The sequence below is a fragment of the Bacillaceae bacterium S4-13-56 genome, assembly GCA_040191315.1.
Classification (GTDB): domain Bacteria; phylum Bacillota; class Bacilli; order Bacillales; family JAWJLM01; genus JAWJLM01.
The window spans coordinates 57149-71545 of the sequence record JAWJLM010000002.1; the positions used below are offsets into that span (position 1 = coordinate 57149).

At 36.8% G+C, this 14397-nt stretch carries 18 protein-coding genes and 1 other annotated feature; of the genes, 11 read left to right on the top strand and 7 right to left on the bottom strand.

Going from position 1 to position 14397, the window contains the following annotated elements:
- The first annotated feature begins 6 nt into the window (after window positions 1-6).
- Together RZN25_01310 and RZN25_01315 are read left to right on the top strand one after the other, a co-directional pair.
- Window positions 7-471: a respiratory nitrate reductase subunit gamma gene (locus RZN25_01310; GenBank protein ID MEQ6375473.1), complete on the top strand. Its 465-nt coding sequence runs from the start codon at window positions 7-9 to the stop codon at window positions 469-471.
- 294 nt (window positions 472-765) lie between these two features.
- On the top strand, window positions 766-1479 hold the full coding sequence (locus tag RZN25_01315) for a YwiC-like family protein (protein ID MEQ6375474.1): 714 nt from the start codon (window positions 766-768) through the stop codon (window positions 1477-1479).
- Here the strand turns inward: RZN25_01315 and RZN25_01320 are convergent.
- Entirely contained in the window at window positions 1476-2177 is a 702-nt protein-coding gene (locus RZN25_01320; protein ID MEQ6375475.1) for a Crp/Fnr family transcriptional regulator, read from the bottom strand. The two genes, RZN25_01315 and RZN25_01320, sit on opposite strands and share 4 nt — an antisense overlap.
- Window positions 2178-2454: 277 nt before the next feature.
- On the opposite strand from RZN25_01320, the gene RZN25_01325 reads away from it, so the two are divergent.
- Window positions 2455-3150, top strand: coding sequence for a Crp/Fnr family transcriptional regulator (locus RZN25_01325; GenBank protein MEQ6375476.1), 696 nt, complete (start codon window positions 2455-2457; stop codon window positions 3148-3150).
- Window positions 3151-3189: 39 nt separating this feature from the next.
- On the opposite strand, the gene RZN25_01330 is transcribed toward RZN25_01325, so the two are convergent.
- Window positions 3190-4002: an undecaprenyl-diphosphate phosphatase gene (locus RZN25_01330; protein MEQ6375477.1), complete on the bottom strand. Its 813-nt coding sequence runs from the start codon at window positions 4000-4002 to the stop codon at window positions 3190-3192.
- Window positions 4003-4087: 85 nt separating this feature from the next.
- On the opposite strand from RZN25_01330, the gene RZN25_01335 reads away from it, so the two are divergent.
- The gene (locus RZN25_01335) at window positions 4088-4267 is read left to right on the top strand and encodes a YjzC family protein (GenBank protein MEQ6375478.1); all 180 of its coding nucleotides are present in this window, start codon (window positions 4088-4090) and stop codon (window positions 4265-4267) included.
- 173 nt (window positions 4268-4440) lie between these two features.
- Here the strand turns inward: RZN25_01335 and RZN25_01340 are convergent, their stop codons facing one another.
- Window positions 4441-4617, bottom strand: a complete 177-nt coding sequence (locus RZN25_01340) for a DUF2929 family protein (protein ID MEQ6375479.1) — start codon at window positions 4615-4617, stop codon at window positions 4441-4443.
- 235 nt (window positions 4618-4852) lie between these two features.
- On the opposite strand from RZN25_01340, the gene RZN25_01345 reads away from it, so the two are divergent.
- The 3 genes from RZN25_01345 (at window position 4853) to RZN25_01355 (ending at window position 7268) form a co-directional block, all read left to right on the top strand.
- Window positions 4853-5617, top strand: a complete 765-nt coding sequence (locus tag RZN25_01345; GenBank protein MEQ6375480.1) for a hypothetical protein — start codon at window positions 4853-4855, stop codon at window positions 5615-5617.
- Window positions 5618-5636: 19 nt separating this feature from the next.
- The gene (locus RZN25_01350) at window positions 5637-6221 is read left to right on the top strand and encodes a hypothetical protein (protein MEQ6375481.1); all 585 of its coding nucleotides are present in this window, start codon (window positions 5637-5639) and stop codon (window positions 6219-6221) included.
- 90 nt (window positions 6222-6311) lie between these two features.
- Complete coding sequence (locus RZN25_01355; GenBank protein ID MEQ6375482.1) at window positions 6312-7268, top strand: BMP family ABC transporter substrate-binding protein; 957 nt, start codon at window positions 6312-6314, stop codon at window positions 7266-7268.
- A gap of 21 nt (window positions 7269-7289) precedes the next feature.
- On the opposite strand, the gene RZN25_01360 is transcribed toward RZN25_01355, so the two are convergent.
- On the bottom strand, window positions 7290-7511 hold the full coding sequence (locus RZN25_01360) for a hypothetical protein (protein MEQ6375483.1): 222 nt from the start codon (window positions 7509-7511) through the stop codon (window positions 7290-7292).
- 157 nt (window positions 7512-7668) lie between these two features.
- Between RZN25_01360 and RZN25_01365 the strand changes: the two genes are divergently transcribed.
- Both RZN25_01365 and fabF read left to right on the top strand, forming a co-directional pair.
- The gene (locus RZN25_01365) at window positions 7669-8607 is read left to right on the top strand and encodes a beta-ketoacyl-ACP synthase III (GenBank protein ID MEQ6375484.1); all 939 of its coding nucleotides are present in this window, start codon (window positions 7669-7671) and stop codon (window positions 8605-8607) included.
- 37 nt (window positions 8608-8644) lie between these two features.
- On the top strand, window positions 8645-9883 hold the full coding sequence (fabF, locus tag RZN25_01370; GenBank protein ID MEQ6375485.1) for a beta-ketoacyl-ACP synthase II: 1239 nt from the start codon (window positions 8645-8647) through the stop codon (window positions 9881-9883).
- Window positions 9884-10208: 325 nt separating this feature from the next.
- On the opposite strand, the gene RZN25_01375 is transcribed toward fabF, so the two are convergent.
- Window positions 10209-11219: an LCP family protein gene (locus RZN25_01375; GenBank protein MEQ6375486.1), complete on the bottom strand. Its 1011-nt coding sequence runs from the start codon at window positions 11217-11219 to the stop codon at window positions 10209-10211.
- A 165-nt stretch (window positions 11220-11384) separates the two neighbouring features.
- On the opposite strand from RZN25_01375, the gene RZN25_01380 reads away from it, so the two are divergent.
- Entirely contained in the window at window positions 11385-11600 is a 216-nt protein-coding gene (locus RZN25_01380) for a hypothetical protein (protein ID MEQ6375487.1), read from the top strand.
- Window positions 11601-11704: 104 nt separating this feature from the next.
- On the top strand, window positions 11705-12472 hold the full coding sequence (locus RZN25_01385; protein ID MEQ6375488.1) for a YjbA family protein: 768 nt from the start codon (window positions 11705-11707) through the stop codon (window positions 12470-12472).
- A 110-nt stretch (window positions 12473-12582) separates the two neighbouring features.
- On the opposite strand, the gene trpS is transcribed toward RZN25_01385, so the two are convergent.
- Together trpS and RZN25_01395 are read right to left on the bottom strand one after the other, a co-directional pair.
- A complete protein-coding gene (trpS, locus tag RZN25_01390) occupies window positions 12583-13584 on the bottom strand; it encodes a tryptophan--tRNA ligase (protein MEQ6375489.1) in 1002 nt (333 codons plus the stop codon).
- A gap of 52 nt (window positions 13585-13636) precedes the next feature.
- Window positions 13637-13839 (bottom strand) — a binding site (T-box leader).
- Window positions 13840-13888: 49 nt separating this feature from the next.
- Entirely contained in the window at window positions 13889-14260 is a 372-nt protein-coding gene (locus RZN25_01395) for a DUF3899 domain-containing protein (protein ID MEQ6375490.1), read from the bottom strand.
- Between the last annotated feature and the right edge of the window lie 137 nt (window positions 14261-14397).

Here is a 14397-nt window from a genome sequence, read left to right on the forward strand (position 1 = left end):
AAGATAATGAATCTTCCAATGTGGATAGTTTGGGTCGTTTTTCCATATATGATGTTTTTAATTTTCCTGATGGGATTGATCTGGAAATATGATCAATTTGAGGAAAATGAAACAGAAAACAAAGAGTCACAATCCAACTGGCAGTCATATATATTTTTGGGGTTATTCGTTTTTGTGATTGGTACGGGTCTAATAGCCAAAGGATTAGGGACGTATGAACAGATCAATCATATGACCGGATGGTTTATGAGTTTAGTTACCTTCCAACCTGAAATGAATTGGATGCTAGGCAGTACTTGGCTATTTAAAATTCATGGATTACTTTTATTTAGTCTATTAGGACTATTACCATTTACCAAATATATGAATTATATTACGATTCCCTTTATTTGGGGAAGACAGCAATTCTCATTTTTTAAAAACCCTTCCGTCCCATCTTTGGAAATGGAAAAGGATGGATCAGAATTTTAACAAATGCAACACCGAACGGACTCGCATCCTGCGAGCCCTCGTGGTGGGACTGCGATTACTCGTCCCACCGAAATGATTTGCAACGCATACGTGACCCACATCTTGTGGGCCTCACCGCCTTACGTCGATGATCACAAGAAATACTTCTCGAGAATTTACTTCGCAGAAACAAGTGATTTTGTTGTTTCAAAGGGCGTTTGCGCTTTTCTTATATATCAGTGATTCATTTCACTTCTGACAAATAAGGTAAAAGTTATAATAGAAAATATAAATAAATAATTAGAGGTGATTCTCGTGAAACTGTTTATGCCAAAACAACATGGCGCATGGGCGATGCTCATTGTCCCGTTTGGTTTAGGAATAGCACACAGTGGATTTGATTGGATGCATATTCCTCTTGCTATTGCTTGGCTTTCCTTATATCTGGCAACCTACCCTTTTTTGCTTGCCCTTAAGAAAAAAAAGGATGCCAAGGAGCATATGATGTGGGTTTATCGTTACGCAGGGGTGGCGGCAATAGCTGTCCTTCCAGTCCTTGTAACCCATTGGAAGGTCGTATATGCCGGGTTTTTAATGTTACCCTTCTTTCTATTAAACATATATTTTTCAAAAGTAAATAAAGATAGAGCCTTTTTAAATGATATGAGTGCCATTTTGGCTTTTTCTATGAGCGTGTTTGCTGTTGCAATAGTAGGCGGTGGTACATTGGATAATGAAGCATTCATGCTTTGGACATATTCTGTATTATTTTTTACTGGTAGTACCTTTTTTGTGAAAACAATGATTAGAGAAAAGAAAAATCCAGCATTTCGCTGGATGTCATGGTTTTATCATATTATAACTTTCGTTTTAGTAGCAGTTCTACAAGGTATGATTTCTTTGGCATTTTTACCAAGTTTGATTAGAGCTATTGTTTTATACGGAAGAAAATTAAAACCTATACAAATTGGGATACTTGAAATTATAAATAGTGTATGGTTTTTCTGTTTTATTCTTTTCTTTCACTAATCGATGCTGCAAAGCACAATAGGACAGTCTTCACAATTAATTTCATCCTTTAAATACTGAAGATCATGAATGAAGAGAAGTCCTTTTTCTTGGGAAACGACGTCGTTTTTCTTAAGGTCTGTCAGCATTCGATTGACACTCTCTCTCGATGTACCACAGAAATTGGCTAATTCTTGATTCGTTAAATGGATATCAATTAAAATGCCATCATCTCGTTTGACCCCATAACTGTTGGTTAGACGAATCAGAGTGGAGTAAAGAGCTCCTTTTTTTCCATGAAGGACAAGATCTCTAAATTTTGTCTGGGTTTTTCTAAAATGTTCACTCATCCAGCGCATATACTCAAATGCTAAATTATTGTTTGTCAGAAGGTTTTTTTCAAGCTGCTCTTTTTTCAACACAGCAACTTCACCATCTTCAAGAACTTTTGCATTTAATAAATATTTTGCACCTTCTGTGAAGAGAGTTAGTTCTCCAACAAGGTCTCCAGCCTTGCAAATCCGAAGAGAAAGCTCTCTTCCATCTGGAGATATTTTACTAATTTGAATTCTTCCTGATTGGATAATATATAATTTGTTTGCATCTTCTCCTTCTTGAAATAAGAAAGAGTTTTTTTCTATTTTCATTGTATAGTCAACTGCAGACAGCAATTCTTTTAAATCTGGTGAAAGATCACTTCTTAAGGTCGGGTTACTCATAGGAATACGACCACCTTTTTTTATATTGTACCTCTTATTCTAAAAGCAAATTGTTGCGGACGTCAAGGAAATATTGTAGTTTACACTATTTAAATAGTGTAAATTATAAAAAGTTTACTTTAAAACTTGGGTGAAGATTATATTTCTTTTTGTAAGAAACTAAATAAAGTGAAACTTATACTGTGAATTATATCATATTTTCGGTTTTATTGTGATTTTTCTCACATCATACTGTTCGTCGATTCCTTATACTAAGGCGTATAAGGGGGAATGCAGGATGGCGATCGGAACCAATGAAAGCTTCTTATCCAGGGTTGAGATATTTCGTGGATTAAGTGGGTCCTCGTTAGAATTTATAGAGTCTCAAATACAAACACAATCTTATCGTAAAGGTGAATTTATTTTTCATGAAACGGATGAAGCAAAAGCCATTTATTTTGTTAATGATGGGATTGTGAAAATAAAGAAAGCTGATCAATTAGGACGTGAAATGGTGATCTGTATAAAGAAAAAAGGAGATATTTTCGCTGAAGTATCCATATTTAGCGATTCAGGCTCAACATATCCAGGTACGGCAGTTATGGCAGAAGCAGGCACTGTATCCTATTTGAGAACAGGCGACTTGGAAAATGCATTTCAAGCTCATCCAGAAATTGCTTTTCAGATGATTCAGTTTATGGGACGTCAACTAAGAATTTTCAGTTCTACCCTAAGAGATTTTGCATTATTGGATGTCCATGGGAAAACAACATCTACCTTAATTAGACTTGCGAATACTTTTGGAGAAAGGCATTACGAAACTATGGAAATTGAACTTCCATTAACTGTTCAAGATTTCTCGGCGATCATTGGGTGTACAAGAGAAAGTGTTAGTCGTGTTTTCTCTAAATTGAAAAAAGATAAAATGGTAAGTCTTAGAAACAAAAGAATAGTCATTCATGATTGGGAACAATTTAATGAAACGTACCAATAGAAAGGCGTAAGTCTCCCTACGCCTTTCTATTGGTTTTTTCTATAGAATTAGAATCGCAAGTATTCCGACTATAAAGCAATAATAAGCGAAATACTTTAGATTACCTTTAGCCATTATATTCATAAACCATCGTAAGGAGTAGTAGGAAGCAATGATGGATCCAGCAAAAGCCAAAATGTAGGGCATCCATAGGAAGGCAATGTCAGGGTCCTGAACAATTTCTTCAGCAGACAAGATGGCTGTTCCTAAGCTAACAGGTATGTAGAGAAGAAAGGAAAACTTTAACGCAGTTTCTTGCTTCATACCGAGTCCCATGGCGGCAACAATCGTGGCACCTGAGCGGCTAATTCCAGGAATGAGAGCAACGGCTTGAGCTAGACCAACGATTAACGCATCTTTCATTGTAAGCTGCTTGTCTCCCTTTTTTCCTCGCAAATTCCTTATGGCATACAATGCTAAACCAGTAATTAATAATGTTATACCTACCATTTTGGGGTTGCTGAAGGTTTCAGAAATTGCATCTTCAAATAGGATTCCAATAACACCAGCAGGAATGGTTCCTATGATAAGATACCAGACAAATTGAAATTCGGGTTTCCCTTCTTTTTTACCTTTAAATAAAAAATGGAAGGATTGGTATGCTAGCTCGAGTATGTCTTTTCGATAAATAAATAAAACTGCAAGTAGAGATCCAAAATTCACTAAAACCTCAAAGGAAAGTCCTTCTATATTTAAATTGAAAATATTCCTTAGCAAGACCAAATGGCCACTAGATGAAATAGGAATTGGCTCTGTTAATCCTTGAAAAAGGCCAAGAAAGGTGTATTTAATTAATAACCATAAACTTTCCATAAGAAATCCTCCTCGAGAACTCATGTATAGTCTATTCCATCCCTACACAATCTATAAAATAAAGAAAAGAAGGGGGTTAGATTGAATGGGACAACAACATCAATTTAAAGGTGGACAACGTGCTCCAAACAATGGGATTTATATAGAAATCGGAGAAACTGGTTCACAGGTGCTTCACCCTAATAAAGTAAAACTGACTGCGGGAGACCGTTTTCCTGAAAATACGAACGACGACCGAGTTTGGACTTATCTACCCAAAATATAACGGAATGAAAAAGGCTTGCCACATTGGAAGGGCAAGCCTTTTTGTGTCTAGCACCAGCGAAAAAATCCACTTGATTATTCCTTGAAGTTTTACGAGTTAACGCAGTAAGGAAAGCTTCATCGCAGAAACAAGTGCTTTTCTTGTTTCGAAGGGAGCTTGTGTTTTTCTTAATTTTATTCTTCTTCGTTTGTTAATATTCCTTCGCTTATAACAGTAGCAATGATTGCCATAGCAGCTGTTAATAAGAGCACCTTGGTAAAATTAAAATGGTCGCCAGTCATACTGGAGGTTACATAAATCAACATGACGCTTAATAGAAAAGACCAAAAGGTTGCCCAAAATATTTTCATTAATATCACCTCTGAATCTATAGCATTATATATTTTTTTCTTGTCCTTGTATTAGTTTATCAAAAGGATGGTAAAAAATAAATAAAGATCTTACTATATGGGGTTCTATTCGCCTAATTTTCATTAATGTGATACGTTTTGTACCATACATTCATAGACTGATAATTGATAAACGGAAAATGGACATTTATTATCCATTGAAATGAAAGGGTTGAAAAGGTAAGGGTGAAAAAAAATGGAACAGTTGCGAGAAGGAACAATTACAAGAATGTTTCATTTAAAACAAGAGCCATGCTTTGTGCATGTGCCGAATAAACCAAATGGATTTGCTATCCTATATCTAGGAGATCAAGGACAAAGGGTAGATGAAGATCATACTTTTTGGTGGGAAAACCCCAATAGAAAGGAAATTTTAAGAGGACTTCTTGATCAAGGGTATGTACTTTTCACGTCTAGACTTTTTATGGACCATTGGGGAAATGACCGTTCCATTGAATTATTAGATCATCTTTATCATAAGGTAGTAAGAACAGAAATCATTAATTCACGAATTCATGTTTTAGCCGAAGGAATGGGTGCGTTAGCCGCCTTAAAATGGGGGTCGAAAAGTAACCAATATATCCGATCCTTTGTTTTTCTTTCTCCATGTATTGACCTAAATGAATATTATAAGAAAGAATCCGAAAATAGAGTGGGAAAGCAACGAATTCGAAAACAAATTGCAAAAGCCTATAATATGGAGAAGGAAGATTTGGATGAAATTGAAAAACAAGAGGAGACAATTTTTGAAGATTACAACGAATGGATCTCTACTATTCCGAGTATTCTTTTTCAAGATCCTAAAGATGGATCTTATCCAGTAGAATCTCATGGTCGGAAGTGGGAAAGTAAACTTCAAGAAGAGGATACTGCTGTGATAATAAAATTTATTTTTAAGGAAGATTATCACACTCTTCCCCAAAAAATGAAAGAATTTCTCCGAGAGTGGGAAAAAGATTAATTTTCAGAGGTGAACCTAAATGAGAATTGGTGTTGATCATTGTTTTTCAAGGGTTTCTTTTCATATGGTTAATCGATTACTAGATCATGGTTATGAGGTTCAAGGTAGAGGCGAAGTAAAGTCTAAAGACCAAGAAGACATGTATATGTGGATAGGTAGAAATGCTAATTTTGATTGGATTACAGTTTCATCTGATTTTTCGGTAGATCAGACCTTTTTAATTGAAGAAGTGGATGAAACAGATAGGGGCCATAGTTATTATCGCATGGAGCTCCTTCATTCTTCTTCCCCGCAGAAGACTTTTTATCTACCATTTTTATATGGACCATGGCTCGAATCGGAGGATTGGACCTGGAATGATCAATACCAAATTCTTTTTCCGCAAAGAGGAGAAAGTTGGGTCAGAGAAAACGGAATATGGGTGGAGGATGCCTGTGATTGGGTTATTTCCTCACTTTCTCAAAAGGTAAAACAAAAAGAGCTCGTATTGCTTCCAAGGTCCTATTCAAAAAGGGAATGTCATCCTAATAATAGCCAATTCTTAGTCCGACAAACTTCTTTTGATAATGCCATTCAAAAATGGAAAATGTTTAAAAAGTATTAAATATGATAATAGGATAAATGATTTACGAAAAATAGATCACAAGTTACAATAGTACTAATAGAAAGGAAAGCAGAATAGGAGTGCTCGCTTTTGACTCGAAAATTAATTGCACCTTTATTTATACTACTTTTGTTAACAGCCTGTGGTCAAAATGAAAGCTCACATAAGATTAAAGCTGTTGGAGTTCTACTAGAGGATACAATCGATGATCAAGTTTGGGGGCAAAAGGGTTATCAGGGGATAGTAAAAATACAAAAAAAGTATGATGCAAAAGTCTATAGTAAAGAAAACGTGTCTACTCAACGTGACGTGGATGAAGCAGTCAAGGAATTTTCTAGAAAAGGGGTCCAATTGATTTTTGGACATGGCAGTATTTATGGTTCCTATTTCCCTTGGCTTAATGAACAATATCCTGATATTGAATTTGTTTATTTTAATGGGAGCCGAACGGGTGATAACTTGAGTAGTCTTAGTTTTCAATCCCACGCCATGGGATTTTTTGGCGGTATGGTTGCAGGGTCAATGACTAAAACAAACGATGTCGCAGTTATTGCGGCATATGAATGGCAACCAGAGGTAGAAGGATTCTATCAAGGAGTGCTATACCAAAATCCGGAAGCAAACGTTGAAATTACGTTTGTTCACGATTGGAACGATGTGAATACTGCCTTAGCCCTTTTTGAGACACTTGAGAAGAAAGATGTGGATGTCTATTATCCAGCGGGAGACGGATTTAATATTCCTATTATTGAGAAGGTAAAAGAGACCGGGGACTATGCAATAGGATATGTAAGTGATCAAATCCATCTTGGAGTAAACACTGTCTTAACTAGTACGGTCCAACATGTTGAACAGCTATATTTAGTAGCTACAGACCTTTATGTGAACAATGAGCTTCACAATGGGACAAGGCTTAGTTTCGATTTTCAAGATGATGCGGTCTCCTTGGGAGAGTTTAGTCCAATTGTTCCTGAAAGTGTAAAAGAACAGGTCCTGCAGGCAGTTGAAGATTATAAAGAAACAGGATTACTTCCTTATGAAAAATAAGAGCGTCTAAGATGAGCGCTCTTATTTTTTTAGTGAAAAGTTTTTCCTTGCCTTATTTAAATCTTTGACAACTGGAGAAAGCTGTTGATAAATTTCTCGAACTATTCCTACACTATCAAATAGATCAACTGATTCTGATTCGGATGCTTCATGTTCTTCCTCTTTTTTTGAATAGCTTCTTCGGTTTCCAAACATCATTTCATCAAAGGGATGAACTTGTTTTTCTTTTTTTGAGTCTGCCATCTGAACACCTCCTTTATTAGCATATGAAAATGTAGGAAGATAGAGCGGGCTCTTATCCGCGTTTAGGAGGAAGTAGAGTTGCAAAATGAATTATTATCAATTAAAATTAATACCAGGTCATAATATAAGAATATAAAACCTTAAGGGGATGGGATAAATGAATGCTGGTTTAATTGGTGTAGGGCACTATGTTCCTGAAAAAGTAGTTACCAATAAGGATTTAGAAAAGCTTGTAGACACAAATGATGAATGGATTCGAACACGGACGGGAATTGAAGAAAGAAGAATTGCTGAGGACTCCATGGATACTTCTGATATGGCCCTTTTCGCAGCCAGGAATGCCATTAAACAAAGTGGTGTTTCAGCTAAGGATTTGGATCTTATTCTTGTAGCAACTGTGACACCAGATACTCCATTTCCTTCTGTTTCATGTATGATTCAAGAAAAGTTAGGGGCTAAAAAGGCAGCTGCGATGGATATCAGTGCAGCCTGCTCTGGGTTCATGTATGGGATTGTTACTGCAAAACAATTTATAGAAGCAGGTGCTTATAAGTATGTTTTAGTTGTAGGGGTTGAAAAACTGTCTAAAATCACAGACTGGACGGATCGAAACACCTGTGTGTTATTTGGAGATGGAGCAGGAGCTGCCGTTGTTGGTCCTGTTTCTGAAGATAAGGGTATCCTTTCGTTCGAGTTAGGTGCTGACGGAAGCGGTGGACCGCACCTATACCAAAATGAAAATGACCACATTTATATGAATGGTCGTGAAGTGTTTAAATTTGCCGTTCGACAAATGGGAGAATCAGCGGTTAATGTTGTAGAAAAAATAGGTTTAAAAAAAGAGGATGTAGACTTCTTAATCCCACACCAAGCTAACATTCGGATTATGGAGGCAGCTAGAGAGAGATTAGGAATAGATAAAGAAAGGATGGCCACTTTTATTCATAAGTATGGAAATACGTCTGCAGCTTCCATTCCTATTGCGCTCTCGGAAGAAATTGAAAGAGGGAAAATTAAGGATGGAGACCTTGTAGTTCTCGTTGGTTTTGGTGGAGGTTTGACATGGGGTGCTGTAGCTTTACGATGGGGAAAATAATAAATCTTCTATTATATAGAAGCGAGGAGGATTGATTATGGAGAAAAAACGGGTTGTTATTACTGGAATGGGTGCAATAAGCCCTGTTGGTAGCGACGTGAAAACGATGTGGAGTAACATTTTAAATGGCTATAATGGAGTTGGTGTTCTTACTAGAGTAAACCCTGATGATTATCCAGCAAAAGTTGCTGCTGAAGTTAAGGATTTTGACGCATCGCTTTATATCGAAAAAAAAGAAGCCAAAAGAATGGATTTATTTACACAATATGCAGTTGCTGCTGCAAAAATGGCGGTAGAAGATGCAAAGCTTGAGATCACAGATGAAAATGCATTTCGTACGGGAGTTTGGATTGGCTCCGGTATTGGAGGGATGTCAACATTTGAAGAACAGTACGATAATTTCAAAGAAAAGGGCTATCGTCGTGTGAGTCCATTTTTCGTACCCATGCTAATTCCGGATATGGCTGCAGGTCAGGTCTCTATCATGTTAGGTGCAAAAGGAATAAATTCTTGTACAGTTACAGCTTGTGCATCAGGAACAAACTCGATCGGAGATGCCTTTAAAGTCATCCAGCGAGGAGACGCAGATATTATGATAACAGGAGGAGCAGAGGCCCCTCTTACGAAAATGTCTTTTGCTGGATTCTCTAGCGCACGTGCTTTATCTACAAATCCCGACCCAGAAACGGCTAGCCGTCCATTTGATGCGGAGCGTAATGGCTTTGTTATGGGGGAAGGTTCTGGAATTCTAGTAATCGAATCGTTAGAATCAGCCGAAAAAAGAGGGGCAAAAATTTATGCGGAAATAGTTGGTTACGGAGCCACTGGAGACGCCCATCATATTACTGCCCCTGCTCCAGAGGGAGAAGGGGCTGTTAGGGCAATGCTCGAAGCAATTAAAGATTCTGGATTGGAGAAAAGTCAAATTGGCTATGTAAACGCACATGGAACTAGCACGGAATTAAATGATAAATTTGAAACTATAGCCTTAAAGCGAGTATTTGAGGAATATACCAAAGATTTGTCCATTAGCTCTACAAAATCCATGACAGGGCATTTATTAGGCGCTGCAGGAGCCATTGAAGCCATTATATCAGTGAAGGCCTTAGTTGAAGGTAAGTTGCCTCCAACCATTCATTATGAAAACCCAGATCCTGAATGTGATTTGGATTATATACCAAATGTTATGAGAGAAAAGGAAGTATTTGCAGTAATGAGCAACTCTCTAGGTTTTGGTGGTCATAATGCCTCACTAATCTTCAAAAAATATGAATAAGAAAAGCGCAAGCGCCCTTCGACACAAGAAAAGCACTTGTTTCTGCGAAGTAAATTCTCGAGAAGCATTTCTTGTGGCCATCGACATAAGGCGGTGGGCCTCACCTTAGATTAAGGATCATCGGCTAAAACCGTCACATCGTGTGACAACGCCGACGTGACCTATATCATCGAAAAAGCAAGCTTTTTCTTCGTGCGAAGTAACTCTAAGTAGCTTTCCTTCGTGCGATTACTCGCTGAAGCTTTTTCGCTGGAGCTAGACAAATTTTATACTTTCTTATCTTGTGAGAAAAAACCCGAGCTCCTTTGAGCTCGGGTTTTCGTATTTATTCCGTCGATGATGTGGGAGCTTCTTCTGTTGCATCCTTTTCATTAAAGAATTCATTTAGTGCATCTATATTCATTTGTTTATCTATTTCAAGAACTGCTCCAGCATGGGAATGAGTTTTATCCCAATAGCTTCCCTCCACAGGTATACGGAAAGATTCAATGTCATCCGGTGGATTAAGTAAGAAATCAGTACCCAATGAGAACATTTTAGTACTACCCATATTTGTTTTAATGAAAGGCTGTATTGTTCCTATTAATCTTGGAGCTTTAACAACTCCGTTAAGCGAAATAAGTTCATCTTTCAAAAGCGAGATTACTTCCTGTTGTCTTCTAACACGTCCAAAATCACTTTCACTATCATTACGAAATCTTGCATAATCCAAAAGCTGTTCCCCGTCTAACTTTTGTACTCCTGGATAAAGGTCAATATAAGTTGTTGCATTTCTATCACTATAAAACATCCTTTTTTCAACGTTCACTTCTACGCCATCAGGAGCTATGGTATCCACTATTTGTGTGAACCCTTTAAAATCCACAATAGCATAATACTCAGTTTCAATTCCAAAATTTTTAGCTATTGTCTTTCGAAGTAGCTCAGGACCTCCGAAAGCAAAAGAAGCATTAATTTTATTTGGTTGGTATCCTGGAATTTCTACATACGTATCACGCATGATCGAAACTAGTTTAGCTGTTTGATTATCTGGGTCATATTGGCCAATCATTATAGTATCCGTTCTGGAGACTTCTTCTCCTCGAGAGTCAACCCCCAATAAAAGGACATAAATCTTATTGTCTTTATTGTCTGCCCCTTGAAAGTTTTCGTCAAATTCTTGCTCGTTTTCTGAAGTTTTATTGCCGATTTGCCCCATAGCAGCTTTTTTCCCGGCCTGATACTCAAAAATTATATATCCCACTCCTAATAAAAGAAAGATTAATATAGAAAGAAGCCAAATTCTTCTTGTTCTTTTTTTCTTTCTCTTGTTCTTAAGTGAGCGACTTGTTGCCAAAGCTCATCATCCTTTCCAATCAAGACCATTCTTAACTAATTTACTCTTTATTTTAAATGAAGTAAAGGGCTTGGATTATGAAAAAATAGATTACTAGAAATTCTCATATCTAAAACAATCTCTGCATAGTTTGTATTAAATGGACATGCTTAGGGGAGAAAAAATATGCTGGAACTTTTTATTTTTTTAATTGGATTTGGATTTGCCGTCACTGGAGGAGTAAGTATTATTGCTTACCTGAATTTTTTACCAGCAGGATTAACCTTTATAGATTACTTAATCTTCATCAGTACACAAGTAGAATGTTACTTGTTTATTGCTGGATTTGTTTTGATGTATGCCGCAGTCTGGTTTCATGGACGTTCTCGCAGAAGATCTTGAACAAAAAATAGTTAAAGATTGGAACAAGTAGAATAAATATCCCTCTCATGGTCATAATGAAAAATAACAATTCGATTTTGAAAGATAATGGAGGTAATTTCTTCATGCTATATCTACACGATGTATGGGTGAACTGGTTTGAGGGAGAAGAAAACGGGTACAATGTTTGTCATTTTCATGAATGGAGAAAAGAAGATGGAATTGAGCTGTTAGATCAAGTACCGCTACTTTATGTTAAACCTGAATTATTTTCTTACATTGAAAATGATTTACAGGATCTCCCACATTCACTTCTTAAGCATGTACATAAAAAAGGATATTTAAGAAAAAACCAAGAACGCATCCCTTTAGATTATGCCTTTGTCATGACCAATGGAAAAGAGGTAATGGCAGTGGATACCATGGGCTATCACCTTCCTGTGAGAAAAAGCAGGTTGATTCCAAGACAGGAGAGACTTGTGTATGAGATGATTGATGGCATGGATCCAGAATCCTTTGATTTCGACCAGCATCAATTTAATAAAGAATATCATTTGTTATCCTTAGAACCAAGTTCAATGGTAGGCCTTACAAGGAAGGAAAGACAACTAAAGCAATTACTAATGATGACATTAGATCAATTACATCAGTCAGGGAATATATCCGAAATTCGGTATTGGCTAACGGAATGGGATCCTAGTCAGTACTCAAGAATTATGGAGATGGATCAAGAAGAAGCATGGAACTTACTATATTATGGTGTGATTGAAGGATGGAGTCGGGCACATGAAGATCTGTGTGAAAAAATGGTGAAGGGACAACCTTTCTTTGAGAAGATGTGGGAATTAGAGCAAGGGGATCGATTTGATTCGCCAAAAAGAACTTCTTATTAAAAGGGATTGGGACAAAGCTTATTTTACCAACCAAAAAGATGATTCCTCGTTTATTTCGGGGAACCATCTTTTTTAATTTGATCTATTTTTCCTAGTGGCATTTATATAATTTACTTGTTCTTCTTCACTCTTCCAAGTCCCATAGCCTTTTTAGCTTTAGCGAGAATTTTATCAGCTTGCTTTCTTGCTTTTTCAGCTCCAAGATCTAGAATCTCGTCTAATTCCTGTGAGTTTATTAACTCGTTATACTTCTCTTGAATGGGTTGGAGAGTTTGTATAACAGCTTGCGCTACACCGAATTTAAATTCTCCATATCCTTTTCCTCTATATTCATTAACTAATTCCTCTATAGAGCGATTAGAACAACTGGAGTAAATCATTAGTAAATTAGAAACTCCCGGCTTTTTTTCAGGATCAAAAGTAACTATGCCTTCCGAGTCTGTAACAGCACTTTTAATTTTCTTTTCTATTTGTTTTGGTTCATCCAACATAAAAATCGTTGCCTTTTGATTTTCATCTGATTTACTCATTTTCTTTTCGGGCACTTGAAGAGACATGATTCTAGCTCCAACTTTTGGAATTCGTATTTCAGGGATTGTGAAAACAGGAAGATATCGGTTATTAAAACGCTGGGCTAAATCTCTTGTCAATTCTAAATGTTGCTTTTGATCTTCTCCCACTGGAACGATGTCGGTTTCATATAATAAGATATCTGCAGCCATTAAAGGAGGATAAGTAAGAAGTGCAGAGGAAACACCTTCTTTTCCCTTGGAAAGGGATTTGTCCTTGAATTGTGTCATTCTTTCTAGCTCACCTAGATACGAAATGGATTGGAGCATCCATCCTAGTTGCGTATGTGCAGATACTTCCGATTGAATAAAAAGAGTTGATCTTTCTGGATCAATTCCAGAAGCCAGGTAAAGGGCAGCCAGCGAACGGATATTTCCTCTTAATTTTAACCGATCTTGTGGAACTGTGATTGCATGCTCATCTACTATACAAAAGTAACAATCATGCCCATCCTGTAGCTCTACAAATTGTTTCATAGCCCCCAAGTGATTTCCTAGGGTCAAAGTTCCACTTGGTTGAATTCCGGAAAAAATGTTTGTCATTAAAATCACCTCGTTTAATTTTGTGCATAAAAAAAATTCATACGATCCCTATCAAAGGGACGAATGAACCGCGGTACCACCCTAATTACCTCTTGAAAGAGGTCTCTTACTTGGTCAGTTAACGCCTGAATACGGTGCGAAAGAGCACAGCTCCAAAGTTCCATTTCCATATCTTCATGGTACCTGTTTACACCAACCACAGGTTCTCTTGTTATCCAGAGGAAGTATGTACTTACACTTCATCATTGCTTTATTATGGTTGAAATTATAATAGATTGAATAAGGTATATGCAAGACCTTAAATCTAAAATTGATAAAAAACAAAAAGAGCCACGAACATGATTAGAAGAAGCATTACACCTTGAAAAAAAACGACATATAAAAAAGTTTGGTTTACTTTTTCAGAAATGGGGGGCTTTGGTTCCCACTCATCAAGTAAATCACGACTTTTGCTAATCCTAAAGAAAAATCGGCGGAATCCGAATATAACTCCATCAAAAAACTGACCTTTTATTACAAACAGGGCAATTCCCATAAATAAATAGGCAGAACTAAGGTAAAATAAAATATTAATCAAAGTGGAAAGTTGCTTCGGAGTGGAACTGATAAGGAAAAATAATGTACCTACTACTAAATTTAACATTAGTAACCACCATTTATTAGTAAGAAATTTCATTTTGCTCATCCTTGTTTTTTTTTTTTTGTAATTATAGCACAAGTTTGTATAGTTAGGAGTGCATTAAAAGGTGATAGAATTTAAACGCAGGAAAAGCTCAAGCCTCCTTCAAACAAGAAGATCAATTGTGTTTGCGA